This is a genomic window from Paraburkholderia phytofirmans PsJN, assembly GCF_000020125.1.
Classification (GTDB): Bacteria; Pseudomonadota; Gammaproteobacteria; order Burkholderiales; family Burkholderiaceae; genus Paraburkholderia; species Paraburkholderia phytofirmans.
This window is the reverse complement of sequence record NC_010681.1, coordinates 1,508,045-1,533,625: the sequence shown is the minus strand read 5'-3', so window position 1 is coordinate 1,533,625 and position 25,581 is coordinate 1,508,045. Positions and strand designations below refer to the sequence as shown.

General features: G+C 61.6%; 26 protein-coding genes. 8 read left to right on the top strand and 18 right to left on the bottom strand.

Annotated features, from left to right (window positions below; all coding sequences use genetic code 11):
- Nucleotides 1-27 precede the first annotated feature (27 nt).
- Both BPHYT_RS06775 and BPHYT_RS06770 read left to right on the top strand, forming a co-directional pair.
- Nucleotides 28-525 (top strand): putative toxin-antitoxin system toxin component, PIN family, encoded by a 498-nt coding sequence (locus tag BPHYT_RS06775; RefSeq protein WP_012432405.1) that lies wholly within the window; start codon nucleotides 28-30, stop codon nucleotides 523-525.
- A gap of 142 nt (nucleotides 526-667) precedes the next feature.
- Nucleotides 668-1,840, top strand: coding sequence for a pyridoxal phosphate-dependent aminotransferase (locus tag BPHYT_RS06770; protein ID WP_012432404.1), 1,173 nt, complete (start codon nucleotides 668-670; stop codon nucleotides 1,838-1,840).
- Between the two features lie 106 nt (nucleotides 1,841-1,946).
- Here the strand turns inward: BPHYT_RS06770 and BPHYT_RS06765 are convergent, their stop codons facing one another.
- Nucleotides 1,947-2,594, bottom strand: coding sequence for a glutathione S-transferase family protein (locus BPHYT_RS06765; RefSeq protein ID WP_012432403.1), 648 nt, complete (start codon nucleotides 2,592-2,594; stop codon nucleotides 1,947-1,949).
- A gap of 126 nt (nucleotides 2,595-2,720) precedes the next feature.
- On the opposite strand from BPHYT_RS06765, the gene BPHYT_RS06760 reads away from it, so the two are divergent.
- The 6 genes from BPHYT_RS06760 to BPHYT_RS06735 all read left to right on the top strand — a co-directional run bounded on the left by BPHYT_RS06760 (nucleotide 2,721) and on the right by BPHYT_RS06735 (nucleotide 9,167).
- Nucleotides 2,721-4,286, top strand: coding sequence for a 3-hydroxyacyl-CoA dehydrogenase (locus BPHYT_RS06760; protein WP_012432402.1), 1,566 nt, complete (start codon nucleotides 2,721-2,723; stop codon nucleotides 4,284-4,286).
- Nucleotides 4,283-5,071 (top strand): oxepin-CoA hydrolase, alternative type, encoded by a 789-nt coding sequence (locus BPHYT_RS06755; protein ID WP_012432401.1) that lies wholly within the window; start codon nucleotides 4,283-4,285, stop codon nucleotides 5,069-5,071. Before BPHYT_RS06760 ends, BPHYT_RS06755 begins: the two co-directional genes overlap by 4 nt.
- Before the next feature lie 11 nt (nucleotides 5,072-5,082).
- Nucleotides 5,083-5,799, top strand: coding sequence for a histidine phosphatase family protein (locus tag BPHYT_RS06750; RefSeq protein WP_012432400.1), 717 nt, complete (start codon nucleotides 5,083-5,085; stop codon nucleotides 5,797-5,799).
- A gap of 21 nt (nucleotides 5,800-5,820) precedes the next feature.
- Entirely contained in the window at nucleotides 5,821-6,927 is a 1,107-nt protein-coding gene (locus BPHYT_RS06745) for a phosphotransferase (RefSeq protein WP_012432399.1), read from the top strand.
- A 116-nt stretch (nucleotides 6,928-7,043) separates the two neighbouring features.
- A complete protein-coding gene (locus tag BPHYT_RS06740) occupies nucleotides 7,044-8,303 on the top strand; it encodes an acyl-CoA dehydrogenase family protein (protein WP_012432398.1) in 1,260 nt (419 codons plus the stop codon).
- Between the two features lie 162 nt (nucleotides 8,304-8,465).
- Complete coding sequence (locus BPHYT_RS06735; RefSeq protein ID WP_012432397.1) at nucleotides 8,466-9,167, top strand: glutathione binding-like protein; 702 nt, start codon at nucleotides 8,466-8,468, stop codon at nucleotides 9,165-9,167.
- Nucleotides 9,168-9,257: 90 nt separating this feature from the next.
- Here the strand turns inward: BPHYT_RS06735 and BPHYT_RS06730 are convergent, their stop codons facing one another.
- The 17 genes from BPHYT_RS06730 to nuoG all read right to left on the bottom strand — a co-directional run bounded on the left by BPHYT_RS06730 (nucleotide 9,258) and on the right by nuoG (nucleotide 25,573).
- The gene (locus BPHYT_RS06730; RefSeq protein WP_012432396.1) at nucleotides 9,258-9,734 is read right to left on the bottom strand and encodes a MaoC family dehydratase; all 477 of its coding nucleotides are present in this window, start codon (nucleotides 9,732-9,734) and stop codon (nucleotides 9,258-9,260) included.
- Nucleotides 9,731-10,189 carry a MaoC family dehydratase gene (locus BPHYT_RS06725; protein WP_012432395.1) on the bottom strand — a complete coding sequence of 153 codons (459 nt, stop codon included), beginning with the start codon at nucleotides 10,187-10,189 and terminating at the stop codon, nucleotides 9,731-9,733. Before BPHYT_RS06725 ends, BPHYT_RS06730 begins: the two co-directional genes overlap by 4 nt.
- A gap of 35 nt (nucleotides 10,190-10,224) precedes the next feature.
- Nucleotides 10,225-11,352, bottom strand: coding sequence for an acyl-CoA dehydrogenase family protein (locus BPHYT_RS06720; protein WP_012432394.1), 1,128 nt, complete (start codon nucleotides 11,350-11,352; stop codon nucleotides 10,225-10,227).
- 10 nt (nucleotides 11,353-11,362) lie between these two features.
- Complete coding sequence (locus BPHYT_RS06715) at nucleotides 11,363-12,559, bottom strand: acyl-CoA dehydrogenase family protein (RefSeq protein ID WP_012432393.1); 1,197 nt, start codon at nucleotides 12,557-12,559, stop codon at nucleotides 11,363-11,365.
- Nucleotides 12,560-12,607: 48 nt separating this feature from the next.
- The gene (locus BPHYT_RS06710) at nucleotides 12,608-13,033 is read right to left on the bottom strand and encodes a DUF1178 family protein (protein WP_012432392.1); all 426 of its coding nucleotides are present in this window, start codon (nucleotides 13,031-13,033) and stop codon (nucleotides 12,608-12,610) included.
- Nucleotides 13,034-13,261: 228 nt separating this feature from the next.
- Nucleotides 13,262-13,786, bottom strand: coding sequence for a helix-turn-helix transcriptional regulator (locus tag BPHYT_RS06705; protein ID WP_012432391.1), 525 nt, complete (start codon nucleotides 13,784-13,786; stop codon nucleotides 13,262-13,264).
- A 54-nt stretch (nucleotides 13,787-13,840) separates the two neighbouring features.
- Complete coding sequence (locus BPHYT_RS39065) at nucleotides 13,841-14,086, bottom strand: hypothetical protein (RefSeq protein WP_012432390.1); 246 nt, start codon at nucleotides 14,084-14,086, stop codon at nucleotides 13,841-13,843.
- Nucleotides 14,087-14,428: 342 nt separating this feature from the next.
- Nucleotides 14,429-15,013, bottom strand: a complete 585-nt coding sequence (locus BPHYT_RS06700) for an NUDIX domain-containing protein (protein ID WP_012432389.1) — start codon at nucleotides 15,011-15,013, stop codon at nucleotides 14,429-14,431.
- Between the two features lie 42 nt (nucleotides 15,014-15,055).
- A complete protein-coding gene (locus tag BPHYT_RS06695) occupies nucleotides 15,056-15,352 on the bottom strand; it encodes a DUF2818 family protein (RefSeq protein WP_012432388.1) in 297 nt (98 codons plus the stop codon).
- The gene (gene nuoN / locus BPHYT_RS06690; RefSeq protein WP_012432387.1) at nucleotides 15,352-16,824 is read right to left on the bottom strand and encodes an NADH-quinone oxidoreductase subunit NuoN; all 1,473 of its coding nucleotides are present in this window, start codon (nucleotides 16,822-16,824) and stop codon (nucleotides 15,352-15,354) included. Before nuoN ends, BPHYT_RS06695 begins: the two co-directional genes overlap by 1 nt.
- 23 nt (nucleotides 16,825-16,847) lie before the next feature.
- On the bottom strand, nucleotides 16,848-18,338 hold the full coding sequence (locus tag BPHYT_RS06685; RefSeq protein WP_012432386.1) for an NADH-quinone oxidoreductase subunit M: 1,491 nt from the start codon (nucleotides 18,336-18,338) through the stop codon (nucleotides 16,848-16,850).
- A 14-nt stretch (nucleotides 18,339-18,352) separates the two neighbouring features.
- Entirely contained in the window at nucleotides 18,353-20,440 is a 2,088-nt protein-coding gene (gene nuoL / locus BPHYT_RS06680; RefSeq protein ID WP_012432385.1) for an NADH-quinone oxidoreductase subunit L, read from the bottom strand.
- Between the two features lie 17 nt (nucleotides 20,441-20,457).
- Complete coding sequence (gene nuoK, locus BPHYT_RS06675; RefSeq protein ID WP_006052894.1) at nucleotides 20,458-20,763, bottom strand: NADH-quinone oxidoreductase subunit NuoK; 306 nt, start codon at nucleotides 20,761-20,763, stop codon at nucleotides 20,458-20,460.
- A gap of 20 nt (nucleotides 20,764-20,783) precedes the next feature.
- Nucleotides 20,784-21,476: an NADH-quinone oxidoreductase subunit J gene (locus BPHYT_RS06670; RefSeq protein WP_012432384.1), complete on the bottom strand. Its 693-nt coding sequence runs from the start codon at nucleotides 21,474-21,476 to the stop codon at nucleotides 20,784-20,786.
- Nucleotides 21,477-21,670: 194 nt separating this feature from the next.
- Nucleotides 21,671-22,159 carry an NADH-quinone oxidoreductase subunit NuoI gene (nuoI, locus tag BPHYT_RS06665; RefSeq protein ID WP_012432383.1) on the bottom strand — a complete coding sequence of 163 codons (489 nt, stop codon included), beginning with the start codon at nucleotides 22,157-22,159 and terminating at the stop codon, nucleotides 21,671-21,673.
- A 15-nt stretch (nucleotides 22,160-22,174) separates the two neighbouring features.
- On the bottom strand, nucleotides 22,175-23,239 hold the full coding sequence (gene nuoH, locus BPHYT_RS06660) for an NADH-quinone oxidoreductase subunit NuoH (RefSeq protein WP_012432382.1): 1,065 nt from the start codon (nucleotides 23,237-23,239) through the stop codon (nucleotides 22,175-22,177).
- Complete coding sequence (gene nuoG / locus BPHYT_RS06655) at nucleotides 23,240-25,573, bottom strand: NADH-quinone oxidoreductase subunit NuoG (RefSeq protein ID WP_012432381.1); 2,334 nt, start codon at nucleotides 25,571-25,573, stop codon at nucleotides 23,240-23,242.
- Between the last annotated feature and the right edge of the window lie 8 nt (nucleotides 25,574-25,581).

Below are 25,581 nucleotides of genomic sequence, written 5' to 3'. Positions count from 1 at the left end.
TCAAAGACGAAAGCCAGATTGTAACGAATGCCCGGTTCCCATGCCTCACCCGACGCTTTGCGCGTCGTCCTCGATTCCAATGTGTGGATCGACATTCTCGTGTTCGACGACCCGCACACGCGGCCGATCGCGGCCGCGCTCGAAGGCGGCGCGCTGACCGCCCTGATCGACGCGCGCTGCCTCGCCGAATTAACCTACGTGCTCGACTATCCGCAATTCGTGCATCGAAATGTGGACAAAGCCGTGGCACTGGCCGTCGTTTCACGGCTCGCGCAGTTGGTCGAACCCGAGGCGCAAGCGGAAGATGCGAGGCCCTTGCCCAAATGCAAAGACCGCGACGACCAGAAGTTTCTCGAGCTCGCGCACGCCGCGCGGGCCGACTGGCTGGTTTCGAAGGACCGTGCCGTCTTGAAGCTGGCCAAACGGATCGCGCGTGATTTCGGCTTTCAGATCGCCCAGCCGGCGCCTTTCGTTGCCGCCATCGGCATGTCCCTGAGCGCCGCCGTCGAGCCTCTAAGCGCATGACCCTCGAGCCGCATGGCCCTGGCCAGACGGCTAACGTGAAGTCCGCGGCGCGCACACGGCGCCGCGATTCCCTACAATCAGGCTTCGCCCGTTTCAAACGACGCCTTTGTCTAACTCATTTGCCCACGCTCCGGACAGCGCCATGAATGCACCGCACGACACGCCTTCGAGTCCCACGTTTCCGTCTCGCCTGCCGGACGTCGGCACGACGATTTTCACCGTGATGAGTGCGCTCGCCGCCGAAAAAGGCGCGGTGAACCTGGGTCAGGGCTTTCCCGATTTCAACTGCGATCCGCGGATCGTCGATGCGGTCGCGAACGCCATGCGCGACGGCCACAACCAGTACCCGCCGATGGGCGGCGTCGCGCCGCTGCGTCAGGCGATCTCGGACAAGATCGAGAGCCTCTACGGCCGCCGCTACAACGCTACCACCGAAATCACCGTGACAGCAGGCGCGACGCAAGCGTTGCTGACCGCGATTCTCTGCACAGTCCATCCGGGCGACGAGGTGATCGTAGTCGAGCCGACCTACGACAGCTACTTGCCGTCCATCGAACTGGCCGGCGGCAAGCCGGTGTTTGTCACGCTCGATGCGCCCGATTACGCGATCCCGTTCGACAAGCTGGCTGCCGCGATCACGCCGAAAACGCGGCTGCTGCTGATCAACACGCCGCACAATCCGACCGGCACGGTCTGGCGCGCGGACGACATGCGCAAGCTCGAGGAGATCGTGCGCGGCACCAACGTGCTGATCCTGTCTGACGAAGTGTATGAGCACATGGTCTACGACGGCGCGCCGCACGAGAGCGTGGCGCGCTATCCGGAACTGGCGCAGCGCAGTTTCGTGGTGTCGAGCTTCGGCAAGACGTATCACGTAACGGGCTGGAAGGTCGGCTATGTAGCCGCGCCCGCCGCGCTCACCGCCGAGTTCCGCAAGGTGCACCAGTTCAATGTGTTCACGGTGAACACCCCGATGCAGATCGGCCTCGCCGACTACATGAAAGACCCCGCTCCCTATCTCGACCTGCCGGCGTTCTATCAGAAGAAGCGCGACTTCTTCCGCGCTGGCCTCGCGAACTCACGCTTCAAGCTGCTGCCGTGCACGGGCACGTACTTTCAGTGCGTCGACTATTCGGCGATCAGCGACTTGCCCGAAGCCGAATTCGCGCAATGGCTGACTGGCGAGATCGGCGTCGCGGCCATTCCGGTTTCGGCCTTCTATCACGAGGCCCACGAATCGGGCGTGGTGCGCTTCTGCTTTGCCAAGCAGGAGAGCACGCTGGCCACCGCACTCGAGCGGCTGGCGCGCCTCTAGGATGTCCCGCGCGATGCTGCGAACGAACCAACGTTCCTCGCCATCGCGCGCAGCGGGCAAGGCGTGCGCAGCACGCCCCGATTCGCCTGCTTCCGGGCAGCGCCCGTCAAGTCGGGCGCGACGCCGCGATATACGCCTTGCGGTCCTCGGTCACACGCTGCGCGGCCGGCCTCACGTTGACCGCTTTCACATAGCTCTTCCAATCGATTCCGGCGTCGAGCAGAAAATCGCTGCCGTAGATGGTCTGCGTCGCCATGCCCACCAGCGGCAAGCTCACATAGCCGGCCGTATCCGCGACGCTGAAGCGCTCGCCCCTCAGATACGGCCCGAACTTCGCGATCCGTTTGAAGCCGGCAATGTGATGCCTGAGCAGTTTCTCGACGCGCCCTTTGGTCGCCTCGGTCACGATGCCGCCAAAGAATGCCTCCTTGTAGAGATTGCGCACAGTCAGTTCGAGATGCACGTCGACGAACATGATCAGTTCGCGCTCCTTGGCCGCTTCCCACGGGTCGGCGGCGAAAATCGCCTTATCGGGAAAACGCGCCGCCAGATACTCGACAATGCATTGCGATTCGCTCAGATCGCCGTCTTCAGTTTGAAGATAAGGCACTTTGCCGAGCGGCGAATGCTCGAGCATGGCCTCGTCCTGGCTGGGTTTCACGGACACTTCCTCGAACGGAATGCCGTGTTCGAGCAGCACGAACTTCACTTTGTTGTAATAGTTAGAGAGCGCGAAACCGCACAGCTTGATCATTGGGTGTCTCCTTCCTTCGAGTTGTATGCGACCGCTCGTCGACTTCCCAGCAGCGGCCTTCGATCAATCATCCAGTAAATTGCACGATCGTGCTATTCTAAAATAACCATGGAGTCGAGCATTCCAATGACCTCTCGCAATTTCAGCATCGAGACTATCGGCATTGTCGGAACCGGAGCAATGGGTCGCGGCATCGCCCAGATCGCCGCGCTGGCCGGTCTCACCGTGCGTCTGTACGACACCAACCCTGCCGCGATCGGCGCCGCGCGCGACTATCTCGCCGAGACTTTCGCCAAGCTGACCGCCAAAGGCAAGCTCGATCAGGCCCGCTCGCTTGCCGCACTTGCGAACGTAAGCGGCGCGCAGAGCATCGGCGAGTTGGCTGGTTGCGATCTGGTTGTCGAGGCGATCGTCGAGAAACTCGACGTGAAACAGGCGCTGTTCCGCGAACTCGAGACCGTCGTCAGTGGCCGCTGCGTGCTGGCGTCCAATACGTCGTCGCTGTCCATCACGGCGATTGCCGCCGGCTGCAGTGACCCGTCGCGCGTGGTCGGCTATCACTTCTTCAATCCCGTGCCGTTGATGAAGGTCGTCGAAGTCATCGACGGTCTGCGCAGCGACCCCGCAGCAGGCGACGCGTTGATGAATCTCGCGCGCCGCATGGGACACACGCCGGTGCGCGCGAAAGATATGCCCGGCTTCATCGTGAATCACGCGGGCCGCGGCATGAATACCGAAGGCTTGCGCGTGGCCGGTGAAGGCGTGGCGAGCTTCGCCGACATCGACCGCATCGTGCGCGAGCAGGCGGGCTTTCGCCTCGGGCCGTTCGAGTTGCTCGATCTGACGGCGCTGGACGTCTCGCATCCGGTGATGGAGTCGATCTACCACCAGTTTTATGAAGAGCCGCGCTTCACGCCGTCGCCCATTACCGGTACGAGGCTCGCGGGCGGACTGATCGGCCGCAAGACGGGCGAAGGCTTTTATCGCTACGAAGACGGCAAGCAGCAGGTGCCTGCCGAAGCGCCCGCGCCGACCGGATTGCCGGCCGGCGTGTGGGTCAGCAAGCGTTATCCGCAAGCTCACGACGCGGTCGTGCAACTCATCGAGAAAGCCGGCGTGAAGCTCGACGACGGTGCCACGCCCGCGGCGAACTCGCTGATCGTCGTCACGCCGTTCGGCCACGACGCGACCACGGCCGCGGTCGATGAAGCGCTGGACGCGACCCGCGTCGTCGCAATCGATGCGCTCTTCCCGCTCGTCGGCGCGCAACGCCGCACACTGATGACAACGCCCGCCACCACGCGCACCGCGCGTGACACGGCGCATGCGCTGTTCGCCGCCGACGGCGTGCCCGTCACCGTGATCCGCGACTCGACCGGCTTTGTCGCGCAACGCGTGGTGGCGACTATCGTCAACATCGGCTGCGACATCGCGCAAAAACAGATCGCCACACCCCAAGACATCGATCTCGCCGTGACACTCGGCCTCGGCTACCCGCGCGGCCCGCTAGGCCTCGGCGACGCGCTCGGCTCGACGACCATTCTCACGATCCTGCGCAACATGTTCAGTGTGCTTGGCGATCCGCGCTATCGCCCTTCGCCTTGGCTCGCGCGGCGAGCGCAACTGGGCATGTCGTTGACCCAACGCGATGCAGCCGACCTCGAAACGAAGACTCAGGAGACACAACAATGAGCGCCGAACTGCTGACCTCGCGCCCCACCGAAAGCGAATCGACACTGGTCCTCACGCTCTCGAACCCAGGCGCACGCAACGCGCTGCATCCGGACATGTACGCCGCCGGCATCGAGGCGCTGGACTCGGTGGAACGCGATGCGTCGATTCGCGCCGTCGTGATCACCGGCGCGGACAACTTCTTCTGCGCGGGCGGCAATCTGAACCGTTTGCTGGAAAATCGCGCGAAAGATCCATCCGTGCAAGCGGAGAGCATCGATCTGCTCGGCGAATGGATCTCGGCGGTGCGTCTTTCGTCGAAGCCGGTGATCGCTGCGGTCGATGGCGCCGCCGCCGGCGCGGGCTTCTCGCTCGCGCTCGCGTGCGACCTGATCGTGGCCGCGGACGAAGCCAAATTCGTCATGTCGTATGCACGCGTCGGCCTGACGCCCGACGGCGGCGGCTCGTGGTTTCTGGCTCAAGCGCTGCCGCGTCAACTGGCCACCGAAGTGTTGATCGAAGGCAAACCGATCGGCGCCACACGTCTGCATGAACTCGGTGTCGTCAACAAACTGGCAAAGACCGGCGCCGTGCGCGACGCCGCAGTCGCCTGGGCCGACGAACTCGGCAAGATTTCGCCCAACTCGGTCGCGCGCATCAAGGGGTTGATCAGCGCAGCCGGCGCGCAGCCGCTCGCCGATCATCTCGTGGCGGAGCGCGACAGCTTTGTCGCCTCGCTGCATCATCGCGAAGGGCTGGAAGGGATTTCCGCATTCCTCGAAAAACGCGCGCCGGTCTACAAGTGAACGAAGGAACGATGCCTGACTATCAACTGCCCAAGCGCCGCCGCATCTTTCTGATGCGTCACGGCGACGTTACCTATTTCGACGACTCCGGCCGCGCGATCGATCCCGAAACGGTGCCGCTGAACGCTAACGGCCGCGAGCAGGCCAGCGCGGCAGGCCGCGTGTTCGCCGAACAGCAGGTCCGCTTCGACCGGGTGATTGTGAGTGGCCTGCCGCGTACCATCGAAACCGCGCGGCGTGTGTTGGCCGAGATCAACCAGCAGATCGAACTTGAAATCGAGCCCGCCTGGGAAGAGATTCGCGGCGGCAAGCTCAGCAATATTCCGCTGCAGGACATCGAGGCCGCGTTTCTTGGCGTGTTCGACGGCATCGTGCCGGAAAGCACGCGGTTTCTCGACGGCGAGACCATCGGCGCGCTGTTCGATCGCGTCTTGCCCGCAGTCGCTGCGTTGCGCGAGGACTCGTCGTGGGACACCGTGCTGCTCGTTCTGCATGGCGGCGTGAACCGGGCGATCCTGTCGCATGCGCTCACGGCCGGCGGCCGCACGTTCTTCGGCCATCTGGCGCAAGCCACCGGCTGCATCAACGCGCTCGACGTGGGCGCGGCGCCGCGCGACTGGGTCCTGCGCACGATCAACTATTCACCACCGTCGCCGCTGCATCGCGACGTCCGCAACACCACGATGGAAATGCTCTACGCACAGTTTACCCAATACAAGCGTAGCTGAACCCCGAACTGGAGGAGACAGATGGTGCAAGCCACACAGACCGGCGAACCAGAACATCAACCGGATTATTCAGATTTCGAAGGCACGCGCCCCGTCAGCGAGCGGCAACGCTTCGATACCAACGCGCTCGCCGCCTGGCTGACCCAGCATGTCGACGGATTTTCCGGAACGCTCACGCTGGAGCAATTTGCCGGCGGCCAGTCCAATCCCACGTTCAAACTGCTCACGCCATCGCGTTCCTATGTGATGCGCGCCAAGCCTGGGCCGGCGGCGAAACTGCTGCCGTCGGCGCACGCCGTCGAACGTGAATACCGCGTGATGCACGCGCTCGCCGACACCGACGTGCCGGTCGCGAAAATGCTCGCCTTGTGCGAGGACGAAAGCGTGATCGGCCGCGCGTTTTATGTCATGGAGTTCGTCGAGGGCCGCGTGCTGTGGGATCAATCGCTGCCCGGCATGACGCCTGCCGAACGCGCCGCCATCTACGACGAAATGAACCGCGTGATCGCGGCGCTGCACAGCGTCGACGTCGCGGCCGTGGGTCTCGCCGACTACGGCAAACCAGGCAATTACTTCGCGCGCCAGATCGGCCGGTGGAGCAAGCAGTACATCGCCTCCGAGACCGAACCGATCGACGCAATGCAGCGCCTGATCGAATGGCTGCCGCAGCATATGCCGGCCGAAACGGGCGAGCGCGCATCGGTCGTGCATGGCGACTATCGGCTCGACAACCTGATCTTTCATCCCGAGGAACCGCGCGTACTTGCCGTGCTCGACTGGGAGTTGTCGACGCTCGGCGATCCGCTCGCCGATTTCGCGTATCACTGCATGGCTTGGCACGTCGACCCGGCGCAATTCCGTGGCATCGCAGGCCTCGATTGGGTGACTCTCGGCATTCCGGACGAGCAACAGTACGTCGCGCGTTACTGTCAACGTACCGGCTTCAAGATTCACGGCGACTGGAATTTCTACCTGGCGTACAACATGTTTCGCATCGCCGCGATCCTGCAGGGGATCATGAAACGCGTCGTCGACGGTACGGCAGCCAGCGCTCAGGCGCTCGATGCCGGCCGCCGCGCGAAGCCGATGGCCGAACTCGCCTGGCGCTACGCGCAGAAAGTGCGCTGACTGGTGTCGCGTGCTGAATCACGCGTCCGGTTGTGCGTCCGGTTGTGCGTCCGCTTGTGCGTTCTGCCGCGCTTTGAACAAACGTCGTCCGTTATCCGTTATCCGCGAGGTCTTACATGAATTTCGATTACACCCCGAAGGTTCAAGCGTTGCGCGAAAAACTGCTCGCCTTCTTCGACGAGCACATCTATCCGAACGAGCAGGCGTTTTACGCGGAGATCGCACGCAATCGCCATAGCGGTAACGCGTGGCTGCCGACCGAGCTGATCGAACAGCTCAAACAGAAAGCGCGCGACGCCGGCTTGTGGAACCTGTTTCTGCCCGACTCCGTGCGCGGCGCCGGCCTGACGAATCTCGAATATGCGCCGTTGTGCGAGATCATGGGCCGCGTGCCCTGGGCGCCTGAAGTATTCAACTGCAACGCGCCCGACACCGGCAACATGGAAACGATCGAGCGCTACGGCAGCGACGACAACAAGCGTGCGTGGCTCGAACCACTGCTGCAAGGTCAGATCCGTTCGGCGTTTCTGATGACCGAGCCTGAAGTGGCGTCGTCGGACGCGACCAATATCCAGACCAGCATCGTGCGCGATGGCGACTACTATGTGGTCAACGGCCACAAGTGGTGGTCGTCCGGCGCGGGCGATCCGCGCTGCAAGATCTATATCGTCATGGGCAAGACCGATCCGGAAGCACCGCGCCACCAGCAGCAGTCGATGATCCTCATTCCCGCCGACGCCACCGGCATCGCCGTGCATCGGCCGCTGACCGTGTTCGGTTACGACGACGCGCCGCACGGGCACATGGAAATCACGCTAGAGAATGTGCGCGTGCCGGTCGGCAACATGCTGCTCGGCGAAGGCCGCGGCTTCGAGATCGCGCAGGGCCGGCTCGGGCCGGGACGCATCCATCACTGCATGCGTCTAATCGGTCTTGCTGAACGCGCGCTCGAACTCATGTCGAAACGTTCGCTGCAACGTGTTGCGTTCGGCAAACCGGTCGCCGCTCAAGGCGTCACGCAGGAACGTATCGCCGAAGCGCGCTGCATGATCGAGCAGGCGCGTCTTCTCACGCTGAAAACGGCTTACATGATGGACACCGTTGGCAACAAGGGTGCACGCGGCGAGATCGCAATGATCAAGGTCGTCGCGCCGAACATGGCGTGTCAGGTGATCGACTGGGCGATTCAGGCTCACGGCGGCGGCGGTGTTAGCGATGACTTTCCGCTCGCGTATGCCTACGCGTCGGCGCGAACGCTGCGTTTCGCCGACGGTCCCGACGAGGTGCACCGCAATGCGATCGCCAAGCTCGAACTCGCGCGTTATATGGATGCGGGCGCGGCGGCTCGCGTGGAAACGCCAATCACGCGAGTCTGATGCCGAGCTGAGGCAAGCCAAGCCCAGCCCGGAAATTCAGCACGGCGCGGCGGGTCGCGACTGACTCGCAGCGCCGCAAGCAGCATCGCGGGATCTATGCTCTAATTTTCGTCAACAGCGGCGCCCTTCGAGGCGCCGCTTTCACGAGACAAAGGAACTAAGATGATCGATGTCTATAGCTGGGCAACCCCGAACGGCCACAAGATTCACATCATGCTCGAGGAGACGGGCCTCGCGTACAACGTACACGGTGTGAATATCGGCACGGGCGACCAGTTCAACCCCGAGTTTCTCGCCATCAGCCCGAACAACAAGATCCCGGCAATCGTCGATTCCGAAGGCCCCAAGGGCGCGGACGGCCAGCCGTTCGCTCTCTTCGAATCCGGCGCGATTCTGATTTATCTCGCCGAGAAAACCGGCAAGTTTCTGCCGACCGATCCGGCTGCGCGCTATTCGACGCTGCAATGGCTGATGTTCCAGATGGGCGGTCTGGGTCCGATGCTCGGTCAAACGCACCACTTCCGCAACTACGCGCCGGAGCAGATTGAATACGCGGTCAACCGTTACACGAACGAAACGAAGCGCCTGTATGGCGTGATGGACACGCAACTCGGCAAGACGCAATATCTCGCGGGCAACGACTATACGATCGCGGACATCGCCGCCTTCCCGTGGACACGCTCGTGGCAAAACCAGGGCTTGGAACTCGACGCGTTTCCGAATGTGAAGCGCTGGCATGAAGAGATCGCCGCGCGTCCTGCGGTCGTGCGCGGTGTTGAAGTGCTGGCGTCCGCGCGTCAACCGCTCATGGACGACAAGGCGAAGGAAGTGCTGTTCGGTGCGACGCAATACGCGAAGCATTGAATTCGCAGCCGCGCCTGAATCTAAAACTGCTTCTGTAGAAAAGCGCGAGCCGGCATGAATGCCGCTCGCGCTTTTTCTCGTACGCCGCGGCTAGAAATAATGCCGCGTGATGAACTCCGCGACACACACCGGCCGCTCACTGCCCTGCCGCTCCAACGTCACGTTCCACACCACTTGCACGCCGTTGTTATCGACTTCGGTAACGGACTCGACCGCGAATTTAGCGCGCAACTGTGAGCCGACCGGCACCGGCGACGTAAACCTCACGCGATTCAATCCGTAATTGACGCCCATGCGCTGCTCAAGCGCCACTGTCTTACCAAGTAGCGCCGGGATCAACGATAGCGTCAGGAAACCGTGCGCCACGGGACCGCCGAACGGCGACTCGCGCCGTGCCCGCTCCGGATCGACGTGAATCCATTGATGGTCACCGGTCGCTTCGGCGAAACGATCGACGCTCGCCTGATCCACCGTCAGCCATTCGCTCACGAGCGGCTCGCCGCCCACCAACTCGCCCAAAGCCGCAGCGCTGCGGAAGGTTGCGGCGGGCGCCGCGCTGCCCGTCATGACGCGGCGCCCGGATTGCGCAGGCCGAACAGTCCCTTCGAGCGCACCGTGATCACCGTTTCGCCATGCTGATTGATACCTTCCCACTGCGTCGACACGATGCCGCGATCCGGCTTGCTCTCCGAGATGCGCTTGTCGAGCACGGCGTTCATCATGGTGATCGTGTCACCGACACGTACCGGCTTCAACCAGCGGATATCGTCGATACCGGGCGAGCCCATCGACGTGGAACCCGCGAACGCGTTGCGCACCAGCATGCCCATCATGACCGAACAGGTATGCCAGCCACTCGCGACCAACCCGCGGAACGGCGACTCAGCGGCTGCGGCTTCATCCAGATGGAACGGCTGCGGATCGAACTTCTGTGCAAACTCGACGATCTCTTCGCGCGTGAACGTGTGCTTGCCGATTTCAGTGCTTGTGCCGACTATCAAGTCCTCGTAACTCAAACCCATCGTCGCACCTCCTTGTATCCGATTCGGATGTCTGATCAGGCCTCGGCAGTCACAAAGCCGGGCAGCGCGGCGAACCGCGCGAGATGGTGATCGACATCGCCCAACGTGGTTTCGATGATAGCAAGCCGCTTGAACAGATGCGCCGCAGCCACTTCGTTCGTGACGCCCATGCCGCCATGCAACTGAACCGCCTGCTGGCCGACGAAACGCGCGGCCTGACCGACCCGCGCCTTCGCGGCGGAAACCGCGCGGCGACGTTCGTCCGCATCCATGCTCGTGTAGCGCATCGCGGCCAGATACGTGACCGAGCGCGCCTGCTCGGCGTGGATCAACATCTCGACCATGCGATGCTGCAAGGCTTGAAACCGCGCGATCGGCTGACCGAACTGCTGGCGCGTCTTGGTGTAATCGACGGTGGCGAGGTTCAAGGCGTCGAGCGCACCGATTGCCTCGGCACACAATAGGACCGTGCCGTAGTCCGCAATATGTTCGAGCGCGGCCGCACCGGCGTGTTTGCCGGCAAGCCGACGCGCAGGCGTGTTGTTGAATTCGAGTGTGGCGGCACGCTGGCCGTCGATCGTGCGGTAGTCGGTAATCTCGACGCCGGCCGCATTGCGCGCCACGACGAAGAGCGCGATCTCGCCGTTCAGCCGGGCCGGGACAATCCAGTAATCCGCTTGCGCGCCGTGCTGCACCACCGACTTCTTGCCTGTCAGCGTCAGTTGCTCGCCCTGCCCGTTCGCGCTTGTCTCGACCGCAAACAGATCGTAACGTGCATGCGGCTCGTGAAATGCCATCGCCAGTTTGATCTCGCCCTGAGCAGCGCGCTCGAGCAGCGACGCGTCTTCGCCCTGGTCGCTACCCGCGAGGCGCAATGCCTCGATGCCGACCGCAGTCGCCCAATAAGGCTCGACGACCAACGCGCGGCCGAGTTCCTGCATGACCACCAGCATGTCGATTGGGCCGCCATTGAAACCGCCTTGCGCCTCCGGCACCGGCAACGCTGTCAGGCCCAACTCCGAAAACGCGGCCCAATGCGCGTCCGACACGCCGGTTTCCGATCGCACAGTCGCCTGGCGCGCTTCGAACCCGTAGCTCTTGTCCAGATAGCGGCGCAGCGCGTCGGCGAATTGCTGCTGTTCGTCGTTGAAAGTGAAGTCCATGCGCCGCTCCTCAGAGTCCGAGAATCATCTGCGCGATGATGTTCTTTTGAATTTCGTTCGAGCCGCCGTAAATCGACGTCTTGCGGAAGTTGAAGTAATACGCGGCGAGAGGCGCGGCATCGTCGTCACCGGCGAGGCTGTGTTCGCGTTCACCTTCCAGAAACGGAACGTCGAACGGTGCGGCAAGCGGCCCGACTGCTTCGAACATCAGCTCGGTCAGCGCCTGCTGGACTTCGGTGCCTTTGATCTTCAGCATCGACGCTTCCGGTCCCGGTCCGCGTCCGCCTGTCTCATTGGCGACGACGCGTTGCACGGTGACTTCGAGCGCCATCAACTCGATCTCGAGGCTCGCGACTTTCGCGGCAAACACCGGGTCTTGCAGCAGCGGCTTGCCGTTCTTTTTCTGATTCAGGGCAAGGCGTTTCAGGAAAACGAGTTCGCGCTTCGACTGCCCGACCCGCGCGATGCCGGTGCGCTCGTGGCCCAGCAAATATTTCGCGTAAGTCCAACCGCGATTCTCTTCGCCAACCAGATTGTCGACCGGCACCTTCACGTCTTCGAAAAAGACTTCGTTGACTTCGTGGTCTTCGTCGAGCGTAATGATTGGCCGCACGGTGATGCCCGGCGTTTTCATGTCGATCAGCAGGAACGAGATGCCCTCCTGCTTTTTGGCGCCGCCGTCTGTGCGCACCAGGCAGAACATCATGTCGGCGTATTGGCCGAGCGTGGTCCAGGTTTTCTGACCGTTGACCACGTAATGGTCGCCGACGCGCTCGGCGCGTGTTCGCAGCGAGGCCAGATCCGAACCCGAGCCCGGCTCGGAATAGCCTTGGCACCACCAGTCCGTGCCGTCGAGAATGCGCGGCAGGTAGTGGCGCTTCTGCGCCTCGTTGCCGTACTTCATCAGCACGGGCGCCACCATGGAAACGCCGAAAGGCAGCACAGACGGCGCGCCGATGCGCGCGCACTCTTCGTCCCAGATATGCCGCTGGGTCGCATCCCAGCCCGGGCCGCCATATTCCTTCGGCCATGCGATTACCGACCAGCCACGCGTGCCGAGCAGTTTATGCCAGCCGGCGTAGTCTTCGCGCGCAAGACGCTTGTGATTGAGTACCTTGTCGCTCAGCTCGCGTGGCAGATTCGCTTCGAGCCAGGCGCGGATGTCTGCGCGGAACGCGTTATCAGCGGGGGAATAGTCCAGATCCATGTGTCGTGCCTCCTGGCCGCCACCACCCACCGCCAGTGAGCCACTGCGCTATTGCAGCGGTTCCTTCAAGGCAGCCGGGACCGGCAGCGGCATCACTTCGATGCCTTCTTCGACCAAGGCTTTCGCGTCTTCCGGTGTCGTGACACCGCGAATATTGCGTGCGGGCGCTTCATTGTAGTGAATGCGCCGTGCTTCCTCGGCGAAGCGGTCGCCCACGTTCTCGGTCTTTTCCAGCACCTCGCGCAAGGCGCGCATTACACGCGCCTGCATTTCCCCCGCGCCCGCTGGCGCTTTCGTTTCGGTCGCACCCGACAGGTTCAGGCGCGGGGCCGACGGCAAACGGCTCACCTCGTTCGCACCGCAGATCGGACATTCGACGAGCTTGCGGGACTGCTGCGATTCGAAGTCATCAGCCGAAGCGAACCAGCCTTCGAACCGATGGCCATGCGGACACTGTAAATCGAGGACCTTCATGTGGAATCAGGGCTTGCGTGCCAGTTTAGCGCAAAACATAAATTTGTGAACGGTCGTTCGTAAATTTTTACGGACGAAAGTACCAACGCCGGAAGTTGCTGATAATTCAAACTCGGTGGGCGATTTTAACGCTTTGCGTACACGCTTGCCGGAGGTGCTCTGGGAGGCAAACGGGCCTGCCGATCACATACGCTTGCGCCGCTTCGCACGCTGCATGCCGCACCGTTTCTATGCGACAAGACGCTCCAGTTGACGGCTAAGCCGCGGCTCGAGTTCGCGTGCCTCTTTCGCAAGGTTGATCTGCTTGACCGCTCTCGCAATGTCGAACACGTCTGCCTTGATTTCATAGCCGCCGCGCGCAGCGAGCCAGTCAAGGACGTCCGACAGATGCCATACGGACGCACTGCCCTCGTGGACCGGCGGCGGAAAGTCGATTGCGTGGTTGAGCATCAGCTTGCGCATGTTTTGCCGCGACACACCGGCGACTTCGGCGACGTCGGTCAGGCCGACGAAATCGGGGCCGGCCTCGACAAGACGCGCGGATGGCACCACCCGCTTGATGTCCTGCAGAGCGCTGAGCAGCGCCTCGAATGCGGACGAGCCTTCGCGAGTGAAAAACAGCGCGATGCGGCCCGGTTGCCCGATACCGACGGTGGCGTCGTCGCACCCGGCTTCGCCCAGACGCTCGACGATCGCGTCAAGATCGCAGTCTTCAGCCGCAAGCCGGTATTTCAACGTGAACACATATTCCATAAGTTACTCCTGCCTTCATTCAGTCCCAAGGCTTTCGCCGAAAGAACGGATTTGCTACCGCCGCGCCGTACAGTTGTCGACGATGCGCCGCAGATGTCTGGCGTGGCTGCCAGGATTCTTTGGCGTGCTCCAGACACTCGATATGCAGAACTCGCCGCACCGACATTCCGCGTCTTTATCAGGACAGTACATTTTTCCCCAAGCGTGACCTTTGCCACCGCCCTGAATACGCCAGCCATTTTTCTCGGCGTACGCCAACGCGGCCTCGACCTCTTTCTTAGAATGGGTTCCTCGAACCATCTAATGCCCTCCAATTTAGCGAGTGGAGAATTGGTTGTCAAGTGACAACTCATTCGACATCCGGAATCAAATGCGCCCACCACAACTTCGTCATCCGAAATAAAACGGATCGTGGCGGTCGCTCTCAAAGGTCGATACTAGTGGGACAAAGGCCGCGCGGCGAGACTGTCGAATGGCATAAGGCAAACGACACACTTTTTGAGACGTCGGCCAACATGCCAGCGACTGCCCGATTTCGCACGCCTCGCAAAGAGAAAAGCCCTTGCCGGTCTCAGACCAACAAGGGCTTTTCTCAGACTTCCTAAGCGGCACGCAGCGCGCGCACCTTCTTCGCTGCCGGCGTTATTCGGGCTCAGCCAACGGCCACGCGCCCGACAACACCTTCTCCAGCCAGAACGTGCCGATCACCGTCTTGACATCGGTGACCTTGCCAGTGCGCACCCACTCGGACATCTCCGGCACAGTCGCCGTGAACAGTTCGAGAAATTCGCCTTCGTCCAGCTTGCGCTCGCCGGCGGTCAAACCGCGCGCGAGGTAGATATCGATGAACTCAGTCGAGTAGGAAATGATCGGGTGAATGCGCGTCAGATAAACATACTCGCGGGCGGTATAACCCGTCTCCTCCCGCAACTCACGTATCGCGCAAGCCAGCGCACCTTCGTTCGGATCGAGCTTGCCGGCCGGATACTCGACCATGACCTTGCCCATAGGATAGCGATACTGGCTTTCGAGCAGCACGCGACCGTCGTCGAATAAGGGAATCACCATCACGGCGCCGGGATGCTGAACATATTCGCGCGTGGCGTGCTTACCGTCCGGCAGCCGCACGGTATCGCATTTGAGCGTCAGAAACGGTCCCTGATGGATCGTTTTGCTCTCGAGGCAGGTCTCTTTGAGCGCGGCGTCGTGATCGGGAAGTTCAGCCATATGCGGACCTTGGGGACAGGTTGCGCCGACGGCGAGACGCCGTCAGCGGCGTTTGACGAGATACTGGAAGGTGAAGCCAGGGAACGCGAACACCACGAACAGCGCAAACGTGATCGCGTAGAACTGCCAACCCTGCTCAAAGCGGTTACCCGCGCGCGCTTCCAGCAGGAAACCAAGCGCGCCGACCACGAAGTACAGCACGATTAATTCGGCAATCCGGAGCCAGGCGCTTTTCTTCACCGCTTTCAACGGCACGGCGGCGAAGAGGCGCTGATTCAGGAACGGCAGGTTGGCGCCGACCAGCGCCAACAGCACGATAAACCAACCCGCAGCGGACATCAGAGCAGCAGCGTGTGCTGGATTGCCTGCAGGCAGGCCTTCAACAACGGATCCGGCACGATACCGAGCACCAGTACGGCCACACCGTTAAACGCGAGCAACGCACGCGTGCTGGTGTCGGCGAGAATGGGCGACTTGTCTTGCGGATCGTCGAAATACATCAGCTTGACGATACGCAGGTAGTAGAACGCGCCGAACAGCGAGGTGATTACGGCCAGCACCGTCAGCCAGGTCAAACCGGCGTTCATGGTGGCCTGCAGCACCGCGAGCTTCGCGTAGAAGCCGACCGCGGGCGGAATGCCGGCGAGCGAGAACATCATGATCATCATCACGAACGCGAACACCGGGCTGCGCTGATTCAAGCCCTTGAAGTCCTCGAGCGTGTCCGCTTCGAAATCGCGGCGCGCCAGCAGCATGATGACGCCGAACGTGCCCATCGTCGTAATCAGGTAGACGATGCTGTAGTACATCGCCGAGCCGTACGCGTTGGCTGCGCCGGTGGTCTTGCTGTCGACCACGCCGGCCAGCAGACCCAGCAGCACGAAGCCCATATTCGAGATCGCCGAATATGCGAGCATGCGCTTGACGTTGCGTTGCACGATACCGGTAATGTTGCCGACGATCAGCGACAGTGCAGCAAGGATCACCAGCATTTGCTGCCACTCCACCGCCAGCGGCAGCAGGCCCATCACCAGGAAACGCAGGCCCCACGCGAACGCGGCAACCTTCGGACCGCCGCCGACCATCAGCGTCATCGCCGTCGGTGCGCCTTGATAGACATCGGGCACCCACATGTGGAACGGCACCGCGCCCATCTTGAACGCTACGCCCGCCACGATGAAGATCACGCCGAACAGCAGCACGCTAGGATCGTAGTGGCTCGTGCCGATCGCCTTGAACACTTCGTTCAGGTCGAGCGAACCGGTCGCGCCGTACAACATGGAAATACCGTACAAGAGAAAACCGGAAGCCAGTGCGCCGAGCACGTAGTACTTCATGGCCGCTTCGTTCGACGGCGCTGCGTCACGGCGCAGGGCGATCGCGCCATACAGCGACAGCGACATCAGTTCCAGGCCGAGATACAGCGTCAGGAAGTTGTTGCCGGAGATCATGACGAGCTGACCGAGCAGCGAGAACATGCCCAACAGGAAGAACTCGCCGCGGAACAGACCGCGATCTTCCAGGTAACGTCGCGAATATACGATCGACACCGCGTAGCCAAGCGTCACCACCGCTTTCATCACGTTGGCGAACGAATCCACCACGTACATGTGGCCGAAGTAGTAGTGCACTTGCGGATCGAACGCGTTCATCGCGAACCAGACGCCGGCGACCAGCGTCGAGAAGAACGCGATGAAGTACGTGGTACGGCGACCGGCCTGGCCGACGAACGTATCGTTGAGCCACGCGACGACAACGGCGAGCATCACCAGCGCGTCGGGCAACAGAGCAGTCATAGGGGCGTTTTGCATGGTCTTGAATTCCTCGCTCTGCGTTACTGAGGCAACGGCAGCTTTGACTGCGCAACGTGGGCGAGGAGGTTTTCCACGGATACGTGCATCACATCGGTAAAGGGCTTCGGATACAGGCCCATGAACAGCGTCAGTGCGGCAAGCACTGCCAGCATGAAAAATTCGCGACGGTTGATGTCGAGCAGGCCCTTCACGTGATTGTTGGCGATCGCGCCGAAGTACACGCGCTTGTACATCCACAGCGTGTAGGCCGCGCCGAGAATCAGCGTGACTGCCGCGCCGCCCGCGATCCAGAAGTTGTACTGGACAGCAGCCAGAATCACCATGAATTCGCCGACGAAACCGGAGGTGCCCGGCAGGCCGCAATTGGCCATGGAGAACAGCATGACGAACGCCGCGAACTTCGGCATCACGTTGACGACGCCGCCGTAATCGGCGATCTGACGCGAATGCATACGGTCGTACAGCACGCCGATGCTCAGGAACATCGCGCCCGATACGAAACCGTGCGAGATCATCTGCACGATCGCGCCTTCCACGCCGAGCTGGTTGAAGATGAAGAAGCCGAGCGTCACGAAACCCATGTGCGCGATCGACGAATACGCGACCAGCTTCTTCATGTCCGTCTGCACCATCGCGACGAGACCGATGTAGATCACCGCGATCAGTGAAAGCGTGACGATGACCGGCGCCAGAAAGTGGCTGGCGTCGGGCGCGATGGGGAGCGAGAAGCGCACGAAACCATAGGCGCCCAGCTTCAGCATGATCGCGGCCAGCACGACCGAGCCGCCGGTCGGCGCTTCCACGTGGGCGTCAGGCAACCACGTGTGAACCGGCCACATCGGCACCTTCACGGCGAAGGCCATGAAGAACGCTATGAATATCAGCACCTGTGGCGTCATGGCGATCTGCGCATGCTGCCACGTGGCGAGGTCGAACGTACCGGTCTGGATGTACAGGTACAGCAACGCGACCAGCATCAACAGCGAGCCCATCAGCGTGTACAGGAAGAACTTGAACGCCGCGTAGACGCGGTTCGCCCCACCCCATACGCCGATGATGATGTACATCGGAATCAGCGTCGCTTCGAAGAACACGTAGAACAGCATGCCGTCGGCCGAACTGAACACGCCGACCATGATGCCGGACAGGATCAGGAACGCGGCCAGGTACTGACCCACTTTCTTCGTGATCACTTCCCACGCGGCGATCACGACGATCACCGTGATCAATGCAGTCAACACGACAAACCACATCGAGATGCCGTCGACACCCAGGTGATACGTGATGTTGAAGCGCTCGATCCAGTTCGCCTTTTCGACGAACTGCAGATCGGCGGTGCTCGAATCAAAACCGGTAATCAACGGGATCGTCACGAGGAAGCTGACGACCGAACCGATCAGCGCAATCCAGCGCGCGGGAGCCGGGTTCTGGTCAGAACCGATGGCCAGGACCAGGAGGCCGACGAGGATCGGCAACCAGATCGCAATACTGAGAATCGGATAAGCGTGCATTAGTGTCCCTCGCCTTATTTGCCGCCGAGCGTTACAAACAGGGTCAGGAGCCCCAGCATGCCGATAATCATGGCGAACGCGTAGTGATAGATGTAGCCGGATTGGAGGAAGCGGATCACGCCGGCGAACCAGCCGATAAAGCGTGCGCTGCCGTTGACGATGCCGTCGATCACCACGACGTCGCCTTCCTTCCAGAGACCACGGCCAATTGCCACGGCGCCCCGCGCGAACACGACTTCGTTGATCTTGTCCATGTAGTACTTGTTATCGAGCAGCGTGTAGATCGGACCGAACGCGCGCTTGATGACAGCCGGCAGATCCGGACGAACCAGGTACAGAAACCACGCGACCACCACGCCCGCGAGCGCCAGCCAGACCGGCAGGCCCGCGACCGAGTGCAGGCCCATCGACGCCCAACCCTGGAACTCTTCGGCCATCTCATGCAGCGCCGGATGGTTTTCGCCGATGAAGATCACCTTGTCGAAGGCCACGCCATGCTGGAAGAAGTCGCCGTACAACATCGGACCGATGCCGATCGCGCCGATCACCACCGACGGGATTGCCAGCAGGACCAGCGGCAGCCACACCACCCACGGGGTTTCGTGCGGCTCGTGAGCGTGGTCGTCGTGACCGTGGCCGTGTGCGTCGTGGCCATGGCCGTGCGAATCGTGGCCGTGCGCGTCATGCGCATGCGCGGCCGCTTCGATGCCCATCGGCGATTCCGGATGCTTCGGACCACGGAAGCGCTCCTCGCCGTGGAACACCAGGAAGTACATACGGAACGAATACAGCGCGGTCACGAAGACGCTCGCCACCACTGCGAAGTACGCGAAGCCTGCACCGGGCAGATGCGACAGTTTCACTGCGTCGATAATCGAGTCTTTCGAGTAGAAGCCCGAGAAGAACGGCGTGCCGATCAGCGCCAGCGAACCGACCAGCGACGTAATCCACGTGATCGGCATGTACTTGCGCAGGCCGCCCATGTTGCGGATGTCCTGATCGTGATGCATGCCGATGATCACCGAACCCGCGCCGAGGAACAGCAGCGCCTTGAAGAACGCGTGCGTCATCAGGTGGAACACGGCGACCGAGTAAGCCGACGCGCCCAGCGCGACCGTCATGTAACCCAGTTGCGACAGCGTGGAATACGCCACCACGCGCTTGATGTCGTTCTGGATGATCCCGAGGAAGCCCATGAACAGCGCGGTAATCGCGCCGATGACCATGACGAACGACAGCGCCGTATCCGACAGTTCGAACAGCGGCGACATGCGCGTGACCATGAAGATACCGGCCGTCACCATGGTTGCCGCGTGAATCAGTGCGGAGATCGGCGTCGGGCCTTCCATCGAATCCGGCAGCCAGACGTGCAGCGGAAACTGCGCCGACTTGCCCATTGCACCGATGAACAAGCAAATACAGGCGACCGTCAGCAGACCCCAGTCCGTACCCGGAAAGCTCAGTGCCGCGAGTTCGGTGCGCTTCGCGAACACGTCGCCGTAGTTCATCGAACCGGCGAACGCGAACAGCAGGCCGATACCCAGCAAAAAGCCGAAGTCGCCGATGCGGTTCACGATGAACGCCTTCATGTTGGCGTAGATCGCCGTGGGACGGGTGAAGTAGAAGCCGATCAGCAGATACGACACCAGACCCACCGCTTCCCAGCCGAAGAACAGTTGCAGGAAGTTGTTGCTCATCACGAGCATCAACATCGAGAACGTGAACAGCGAGATGTACGAGAAGAAGCGCTGGTAGCCGTCTTCGTCGGCCATGTAGCCGATCGTGTAGATGTGCACCATGAGCGACACGAAGGTCACCACGCACATCATCATGGCCGTCAGCGAGTCGACCAGGAAGCCGATTTCGAACTTCGTCTTGCCGATCGACATCCATTCGTAGATGGTCGCGTTGAAACTCGCGCCGTTCAGCACCTGGAAGAAGACGATGGCCGACAGGATGAACGAGATCGCGACGCCGAGGATCGTGACCGAATGCGCACCGGCTCGCCCTACCGCTTTTCCGGCCAGACCGGCAACCAGACAGCCGGCCAGCGGTGCCAGCGGGATCGCCAGCAGCAGGTTTTCATTGAGTATCGTGGACATAACCGCTTTTCCTGAAATTAACCTTTGAGCTGATCGAGATCCTCGACATTGATCGTGTCGAGACTACGGAACAGGGTCACCAGAATCGCGAGGCCGATTGCCGCCTCCGCTGCTGCAACCGTCAGCACGAAGAAGACGAAGATCTGGCCGTGCACGTCGCCGAGGTAATGCGAGAAGGCGACGAAATTGGTGTTCACCGCGAGCAGCATCAGTTCGATCGCCATCAAAATGATGATGACGTTGCGACGGTTCAGGAAAATGCCGACGATGCTGATCGCAAACAGGATCGCGCCGAGGACAAGGTAATGGGCAAGGGTCAACATGATTTCTATCTCCTGTCCGCTCAGCTGTTCTTAGCCGGTGCCGAGTCGGCCGCTGCTGCTGCAGCCGCTGCCGCGGCTTCTTCTGCCGCGACGGTTGCCGCGGTCTTTTCCGACTTCATCTTCACGACGCGCACACGGTCTTGAGCACGTACCTTGACCTGCTCGCTGACGTTCTGACGTTTGCTGTCTTTCTTGTGGCTCGCGGTCAGCGCAATCGCGGCGATGATCGCCACCAGCAGCACCAGACCGGCCACTTCGAACGCGAAGATGTAGTCGGTGTAGATAACCTTGCCGATCAGGCGCGTGTTCGACCAGTCGCCCATGCCGTTCGCGGCGGCCGTGGTGTCGCGCAGCGCCGTGGCGGTCGCGCCGTAACCGTGCCAGAGGATCAGCGCGGTTTCGATCACGATGATCGCGCCCACCAGAGTGGCCATCGGCACGAAACGTTTGAAGTCTTTACGCAGCACGTCGATGTTGATGTCCAGCATCATCACGACGAACAGGAACAGCACCATCACCGCGCCGACATAGACCAGCACCAGCAGAATCGCGAGGAACTCGGCCTGCAGCAGCATCCAGATCGCGGCTGCGTTGAAGAACGCCAGCACCAGAAACAGTGCGGACGACACCGGGTTGCGCGAGGTGATCACCTTCAGCCCTGAAACCACCAGGAGCAGCGCGAAGATGTAGAACAGTACGGTCGTGAATTCCATGATTACCGGTTCATCGTTAGGCCATCGTCAGGCATTGTTCTTTGGCACCTGTGAATGCCGTACAACTGGCGTATCGCCAGCACAGCCGCACAGGTGCGCCGTGCCGCGGCGTTCAGGCCGCGGCGCCCGGCCTGACAACAGGCCGTGATTGCTGCTTTTACTGCCGCATTGACTAATTTATTAACTGAAGCGCTTCAACGATACGGTGCGTCGGCTGCCTTGTTCGCCGCGATCTCCGCTTCATAGCGATCGCCCACGGCCAGCAGCATGTCTTTCGTGAAGTACAGGTCGCCACGCTTCTCGCCGTGATACTCGAGAATGTGCGTTTCGACGATCGAATCGACCGGGCAGCTCTCTTCGCAGAAACCGCAGAAGATGCACTTGGTCAGATCGATGTCGTAACGCGTGGTGCGGCGGGTGTTGTCCGCGCGCGTTTCCGACTCGATGGTAATGGCGAGCGCCGGGCACACTGCTTCGCACAGCTTGCAGGCAATGCAGCGCTCTTCGCCGTTTTCATAGCGGCGCAGCGCGTGCAGCCCACGGAAACGCGGCGAAATCGGGGTCTTCTCTTCCGGGAACTGCACCGTCACCTTGCGCTGGAACGTGTAACGTCCGGTCAGCGCGAGGCCTTTGAGCAGTTCCGTGAGAAAGAAGGTCTTGAAAAAGTTTTGGATTGCGGTCATAGGTTCATCCGCCCTTTATTTCCAGATGTTCAACGGCGACATGATCCAGAAGCCGACCACCACCAGCCATACCACGCAGACCGGAATAAAGATCTTCCAGCCTAGACGCATGATCTGGTCATAGCGATAGCGCGGGAATGTGGCGCGCGCCCAGATGAACACCGACAGAAGCAAGAAAACCTTGGCGACGAGCCACACGATGCCCGGGACGAACGACAGGAAGCCGAACGGTGCACTCCAGCCGCCGAGGAACAGTGTTGCAGCCAACGCCGAGATCACGATCATGTTGATGTACTCGGCGAGGAAGAACAGCGCGAACGCCATACCCGAGTAATCGATCATGTGGCCCGCGACGATTTCCGACTCCCCTTCCACCACGTCGAACGGGTGACGGTTCGTTTCGGCGATGCCCGAGATGAAGTACACGACGAACATCGGCAGCAGCGGAAGCCAGTTCCACGACAGGAAGTTCAAGCCGTACGACGCGAAGATGCCGTGTTCCTGCGAAGCGACGATGCCCGACAGGTTCAGCGTGCCAGCGGTCATCAGCACGACGACGAGCGCGAAGCCCATCGAGATTTCGTACGAGACCATCTGCGCCGCGGCGCGCATCGCGCCGAGGAACGCGTACTTCGAGTTCGACGCCCAGCCGGCCAGGATCACGCCGTACACGCCGATCGACGAGATCGCCATCGCGTACAGCAGACCTGCGTTAATGTCGCCGAGCACCGCACCGGCCTGAAACGGAATCACCGCCCAGACCGCGAAGGCCGGCACCACCACCATGATCGGCGCGATCAGGTAAATCCAGCGGCTTGCCTGCGCCGGCTGAATCACTTCTTTCAGCAAGAGCTTCAGCACGTCGGCGATCGGCTGCAGAAGACCTGCGGGGCCGACGCGGTTCGGGCCGAGACGCACGTGCATCCAGCCGATCAGCTTACGCTCCCACAGAATCAGGTAAGCCACGCACAGCAGGATCACGACGGCTACCACCAGGATGCGCACCAGTGCCCACACCGTGGGCCATGCCACACCGAGAAGCTGGGTGCCGCCCGAGTTGATCGTATCGAACAAGCTCATTTACGCCTTCTCCACCACCAGTTCACCGAACAGGCTGCCCAGCGCTGCACCGGCAGGCGTAGCCGCCGATACGCGGACGACCGTCTCCGCAAGATTCGCGTCGCGCACGGCCGGCAACTGCACCGATTGCTCGCCCTGGCGCACGCGCACTGCGTCGCCTTCCTTCAAACCCAGTTTGTCGAACAGTCCGGCCGGCAACCCGACCGAGTTCGCCGCACGTGCCGCCGCGGTCAGATGCAATGATTCGGCGCGACGCACCAGCGCGTCGGCGTGATAGATCGGCACGTTCGCGAGACGCTCAAACTTGCCTTCCGCTGCCTTCGCCGCCTTGCCGCGTGCAACCGTGGCGCTCGTCTTGTTCGACAGACGCGAGTTCAGTTCACCGTCGCCGAGAGCGGCCGTGCGCACTTCTTCCGACGTGTCGAATTCGAAACCGGGCAGGCCCAGCAGGCTGCCCAGCACGCGCAACACTTTCCATGCCGGACGCGTGTCGCCGAGCGGACGTACGACGCCGTTGAACGTCTGCACAGTACCTTCGGCGTTGACGAACGTGCCGGCCGTTTCCGTGTACGGAGCGATCGGCAGCAGCACATCGGCGTATTCCGCGCCGGTCTGGAACGGCGACATCACGACAACCATTTCAGCCTGCTTCAGCGCGGCCAAAGCCTGTGCCGGATTGGCCGTGTCGAACTCCGGTTCGACGTTCAGCAGCACATAACCCTTGCGCGGTTGCTCGAACACTTCGCGAGCGTTCAGACCGCCCTCGCCCGGTAACGCGTTCACGAGATGCGCGCCGACCGTGTTGGCCGCTTCCGTCAGGAAGCCCAGTGTCGCGCCGGTCGCGTCCGCGATCCATTGCGCCGCGGCGTGAATGGCGGCGAAGTCCGGATGACGAACCGCGCTGTTGCCGAGCAATACGAGGCGGCGTTCGCCGGTAGCGAGCGACTTCGCGACTTTCTTGTTGGCGTCCGTCGGCTGCGTGCCGGCGAAGGCTTCCGGCAGAGCCACGCCGTTGCCTTCCGACACCGCGCCGGCTATACCGGCCAGTGCGTCGAGCCATGCGGACGGCGCAGCAACTACACGCTCCGCTTGCGGGATCAGCGCATCGTCGTTGGTGGACTGCACGAGCGTAAGCTTCGCGCCGCCCTTGGCGGCTTGACGCAGACGAGCGGCGAACAGCGGATGATCGCGCCGCAGATCCGAACCGATCACCAGTGCGGCGTCGACGTTCGACAGATCGGCGATCGCCGTACCGAGCCACGGCGTACCGTTGACCGGTGCCGAGAAATCCGATTGACGCAGACGGAAGTCGACGTTAGGCGTGCCGACTGCTTGCGCCAGTTGCTTCAACAGGAACAGTTCTTCGACCGTGCTGTGGGCGCTGCCGAGTGCGGCCAGCGCATTCGCGCCGTGGTCGCCCTTGATGCCCTTCAGCCCCTTCACCACGTATTCGAGCGCGGTTTGCCAGTCGGTCTCGACCCACTTGCCGCCTTGCTTGAGCATAGGCTGAGTCAGACGCTCGGGGCTGTTCAGGCCTTCATACGAGAAGCGGTCCTTGTCCGAAATCCAGCATTCGTTGATGGATTCGTTTTCGAACGGCAGAACGCGCATCACGCGATTGTTCTTCACCTGCACCACGAGGTTCGCGCCGACGGAATCGTGCGGGCTCACCGACTTGCGGCGCGACAGCTCCCACGTACGGGCGCTGTAACGGAACGGCTTGCTGGTCAGCGCGCCGACCGGGCACAGATCGATCATGTTGCCCGACAGTTCCGAATCGACCGTCTTGCCGACGAACGACGTGATTTCCGAATGCTCGCCGCGGCCCAGCATGCCGAGCTCCATCACGCCGGCCACTTCCTGACCGAAACGGACGCAACGCGTGCAGTGAATGCAACGCGACATTTCTTCCATGGAGATCAGCGGGCCGACGTTCTTGTGGAACACCACGCGCTTTTCTTCGCTATAGCGCGAGCCCGACTTGCCGTAGCCCACGGCCAGATCCTGCAACTGACACTCGCCGCCCTGGTCGCAGATCGGGCAGTCCAGCGGGTGGTTGATCAGCAGGAATTCCATCACGGCTTGCTGGCCTTTCACCGCCTTGTCCGACTTGGTGCGCACGATCATGCCGGCCGATACCGGCGTGGCGCATGCAGGCACGGCCTTCGGCATCTTTTCGACATCGACCAGACACATCCGGCAGTTGGCCGCAATCGACAGCTTCTTGTGATAGCAGAAGTGAGGAATGTACGTGTCGACCTTATGCGCAGCCTGGATCACCATGCTGCCTTCAGGCACCTCTACTTTCTTGCCGTCTATTTCAAGTTCAACCATGATGGTCA

What these genes read in the sequence shown, in the direction of transcription:
- BPHYT_RS06735 (WP_012432397.1), top strand. Translation starts at nt 8,466, where the DNA reads ATGATCGATGTCTATAGCTGGGCAACCCCGAACGGCCACAAGATTCAC.
- BPHYT_RS06725 (WP_012432395.1), bottom strand. Translation starts at nt 10,189, where the DNA reads ATGGGTTTGAGTTACGAGGACTTGATAGTCGGCACAAGCACTGAAATC.
- BPHYT_RS06745 (WP_012432399.1), top strand. Translation starts at nt 5,821, where the DNA reads ATGGTGCAAGCCACACAGACCGGCGAACCAGAACATCAACCGGATTAT.
- BPHYT_RS06750 (WP_012432400.1), top strand. Translation starts at nt 5,083, where the DNA reads ATGCCTGACTATCAACTGCCCAAGCGCCGCCGCATCTTTCTGATGCGT.
- BPHYT_RS06755 (WP_012432401.1), top strand. Translation starts at nt 4,283, where the DNA reads ATGAGCGCCGAACTGCTGACCTCGCGCCCCACCGAAAGCGAATCGACA.
- nuoK (WP_006052894.1), bottom strand. Translation starts at nt 20,763, where the DNA reads ATGTTGACCCTTGCCCATTACCTTGTCCTCGGCGCGATCCTGTTTGCG.
- BPHYT_RS06740 (WP_012432398.1), top strand. Translation starts at nt 7,044, where the DNA reads ATGAATTTCGATTACACCCCGAAGGTTCAAGCGTTGCGCGAAAAACTG.
- BPHYT_RS06685 (WP_012432386.1), bottom strand. Translation starts at nt 18,338, where the DNA reads ATGCACGCTTATCCGATTCTCAGTATTGCGATCTGGTTGCCGATCCTC.
- BPHYT_RS06710 (WP_012432392.1), bottom strand. Translation starts at nt 13,033, where the DNA reads ATGAAGGTCCTCGATTTACAGTGTCCGCATGGCCATCGGTTCGAAGGC.
- nuoG (WP_012432381.1), bottom strand. Translation starts at nt 25,573, where the DNA reads ATGGTTGAACTTGAAATAGACGGCAAGAAAGTAGAGGTGCCTGAAGGC.
- BPHYT_RS06770 (WP_012432404.1), top strand. Translation starts at nt 668, where the DNA reads ATGAATGCACCGCACGACACGCCTTCGAGTCCCACGTTTCCGTCTCGC.
- nuoI (WP_012432383.1), bottom strand. Translation starts at nt 22,159, where the DNA reads ATGACCGCAATCCAAAACTTTTTCAAGACCTTCTTTCTCACGGAACTG.
- BPHYT_RS06730 (WP_012432396.1), bottom strand. Translation starts at nt 9,734, where the DNA reads ATGACGGGCAGCGCGGCGCCCGCCGCAACCTTCCGCAGCGCTGCGGCT.
- nuoN (WP_012432387.1), bottom strand. Translation starts at nt 16,824, where the DNA reads ATGCAAAACGCCCCTATGACTGCTCTGTTGCCCGACGCGCTGGTGATG.
- BPHYT_RS06705 (WP_012432391.1), bottom strand. Translation starts at nt 13,786, where the DNA reads ATGGAATATGTGTTCACGTTGAAATACCGGCTTGCGGCTGAAGACTGC.
- BPHYT_RS06775 (WP_012432405.1), top strand. Translation starts at nt 28, where the DNA reads ATGCCCGGTTCCCATGCCTCACCCGACGCTTTGCGCGTCGTCCTCGAT.
- BPHYT_RS06720 (WP_012432394.1), bottom strand. Translation starts at nt 11,352, where the DNA reads ATGGACTTCACTTTCAACGACGAACAGCAGCAATTCGCCGACGCGCTG.
- BPHYT_RS06765 (WP_012432403.1), bottom strand. Translation starts at nt 2,594, where the DNA reads ATGATCAAGCTGTGCGGTTTCGCGCTCTCTAACTATTACAACAAAGTG.
- BPHYT_RS06760 (WP_012432402.1), top strand. Translation starts at nt 2,721, where the DNA reads ATGACCTCTCGCAATTTCAGCATCGAGACTATCGGCATTGTCGGAACC.
- BPHYT_RS06670 (WP_012432384.1), bottom strand. Translation starts at nt 21,476, where the DNA reads ATGGAATTCACGACCGTACTGTTCTACATCTTCGCGCTGCTCCTGGTG.
- nuoH (WP_012432382.1), bottom strand. Translation starts at nt 23,239, where the DNA reads ATGAGCTTGTTCGATACGATCAACTCGGGCGGCACCCAGCTTCTCGGT.
- BPHYT_RS39065 (WP_012432390.1), bottom strand. Translation starts at nt 14,086, where the DNA reads ATGGTTCGAGGAACCCATTCTAAGAAAGAGGTCGAGGCCGCGTTGGCG.
- nuoL (WP_012432385.1), bottom strand. Translation starts at nt 20,440, where the DNA reads ATGTCCACGATACTCAATGAAAACCTGCTGCTGGCGATCCCGCTGGCA.
- BPHYT_RS06715 (WP_012432393.1), bottom strand. Translation starts at nt 12,559, where the DNA reads ATGGATCTGGACTATTCCCCCGCTGATAACGCGTTCCGCGCAGACATC.
- BPHYT_RS06695 (WP_012432388.1), bottom strand. Translation starts at nt 15,352, where the DNA reads ATGTCCGCTGCGGGTTGGTTTATCGTGCTGTTGGCGCTGGTCGGCGCC.
- BPHYT_RS06700 (WP_012432389.1), bottom strand. Translation starts at nt 15,013, where the DNA reads ATGGCTGAACTTCCCGATCACGACGCCGCGCTCAAAGAGACCTGCCTC.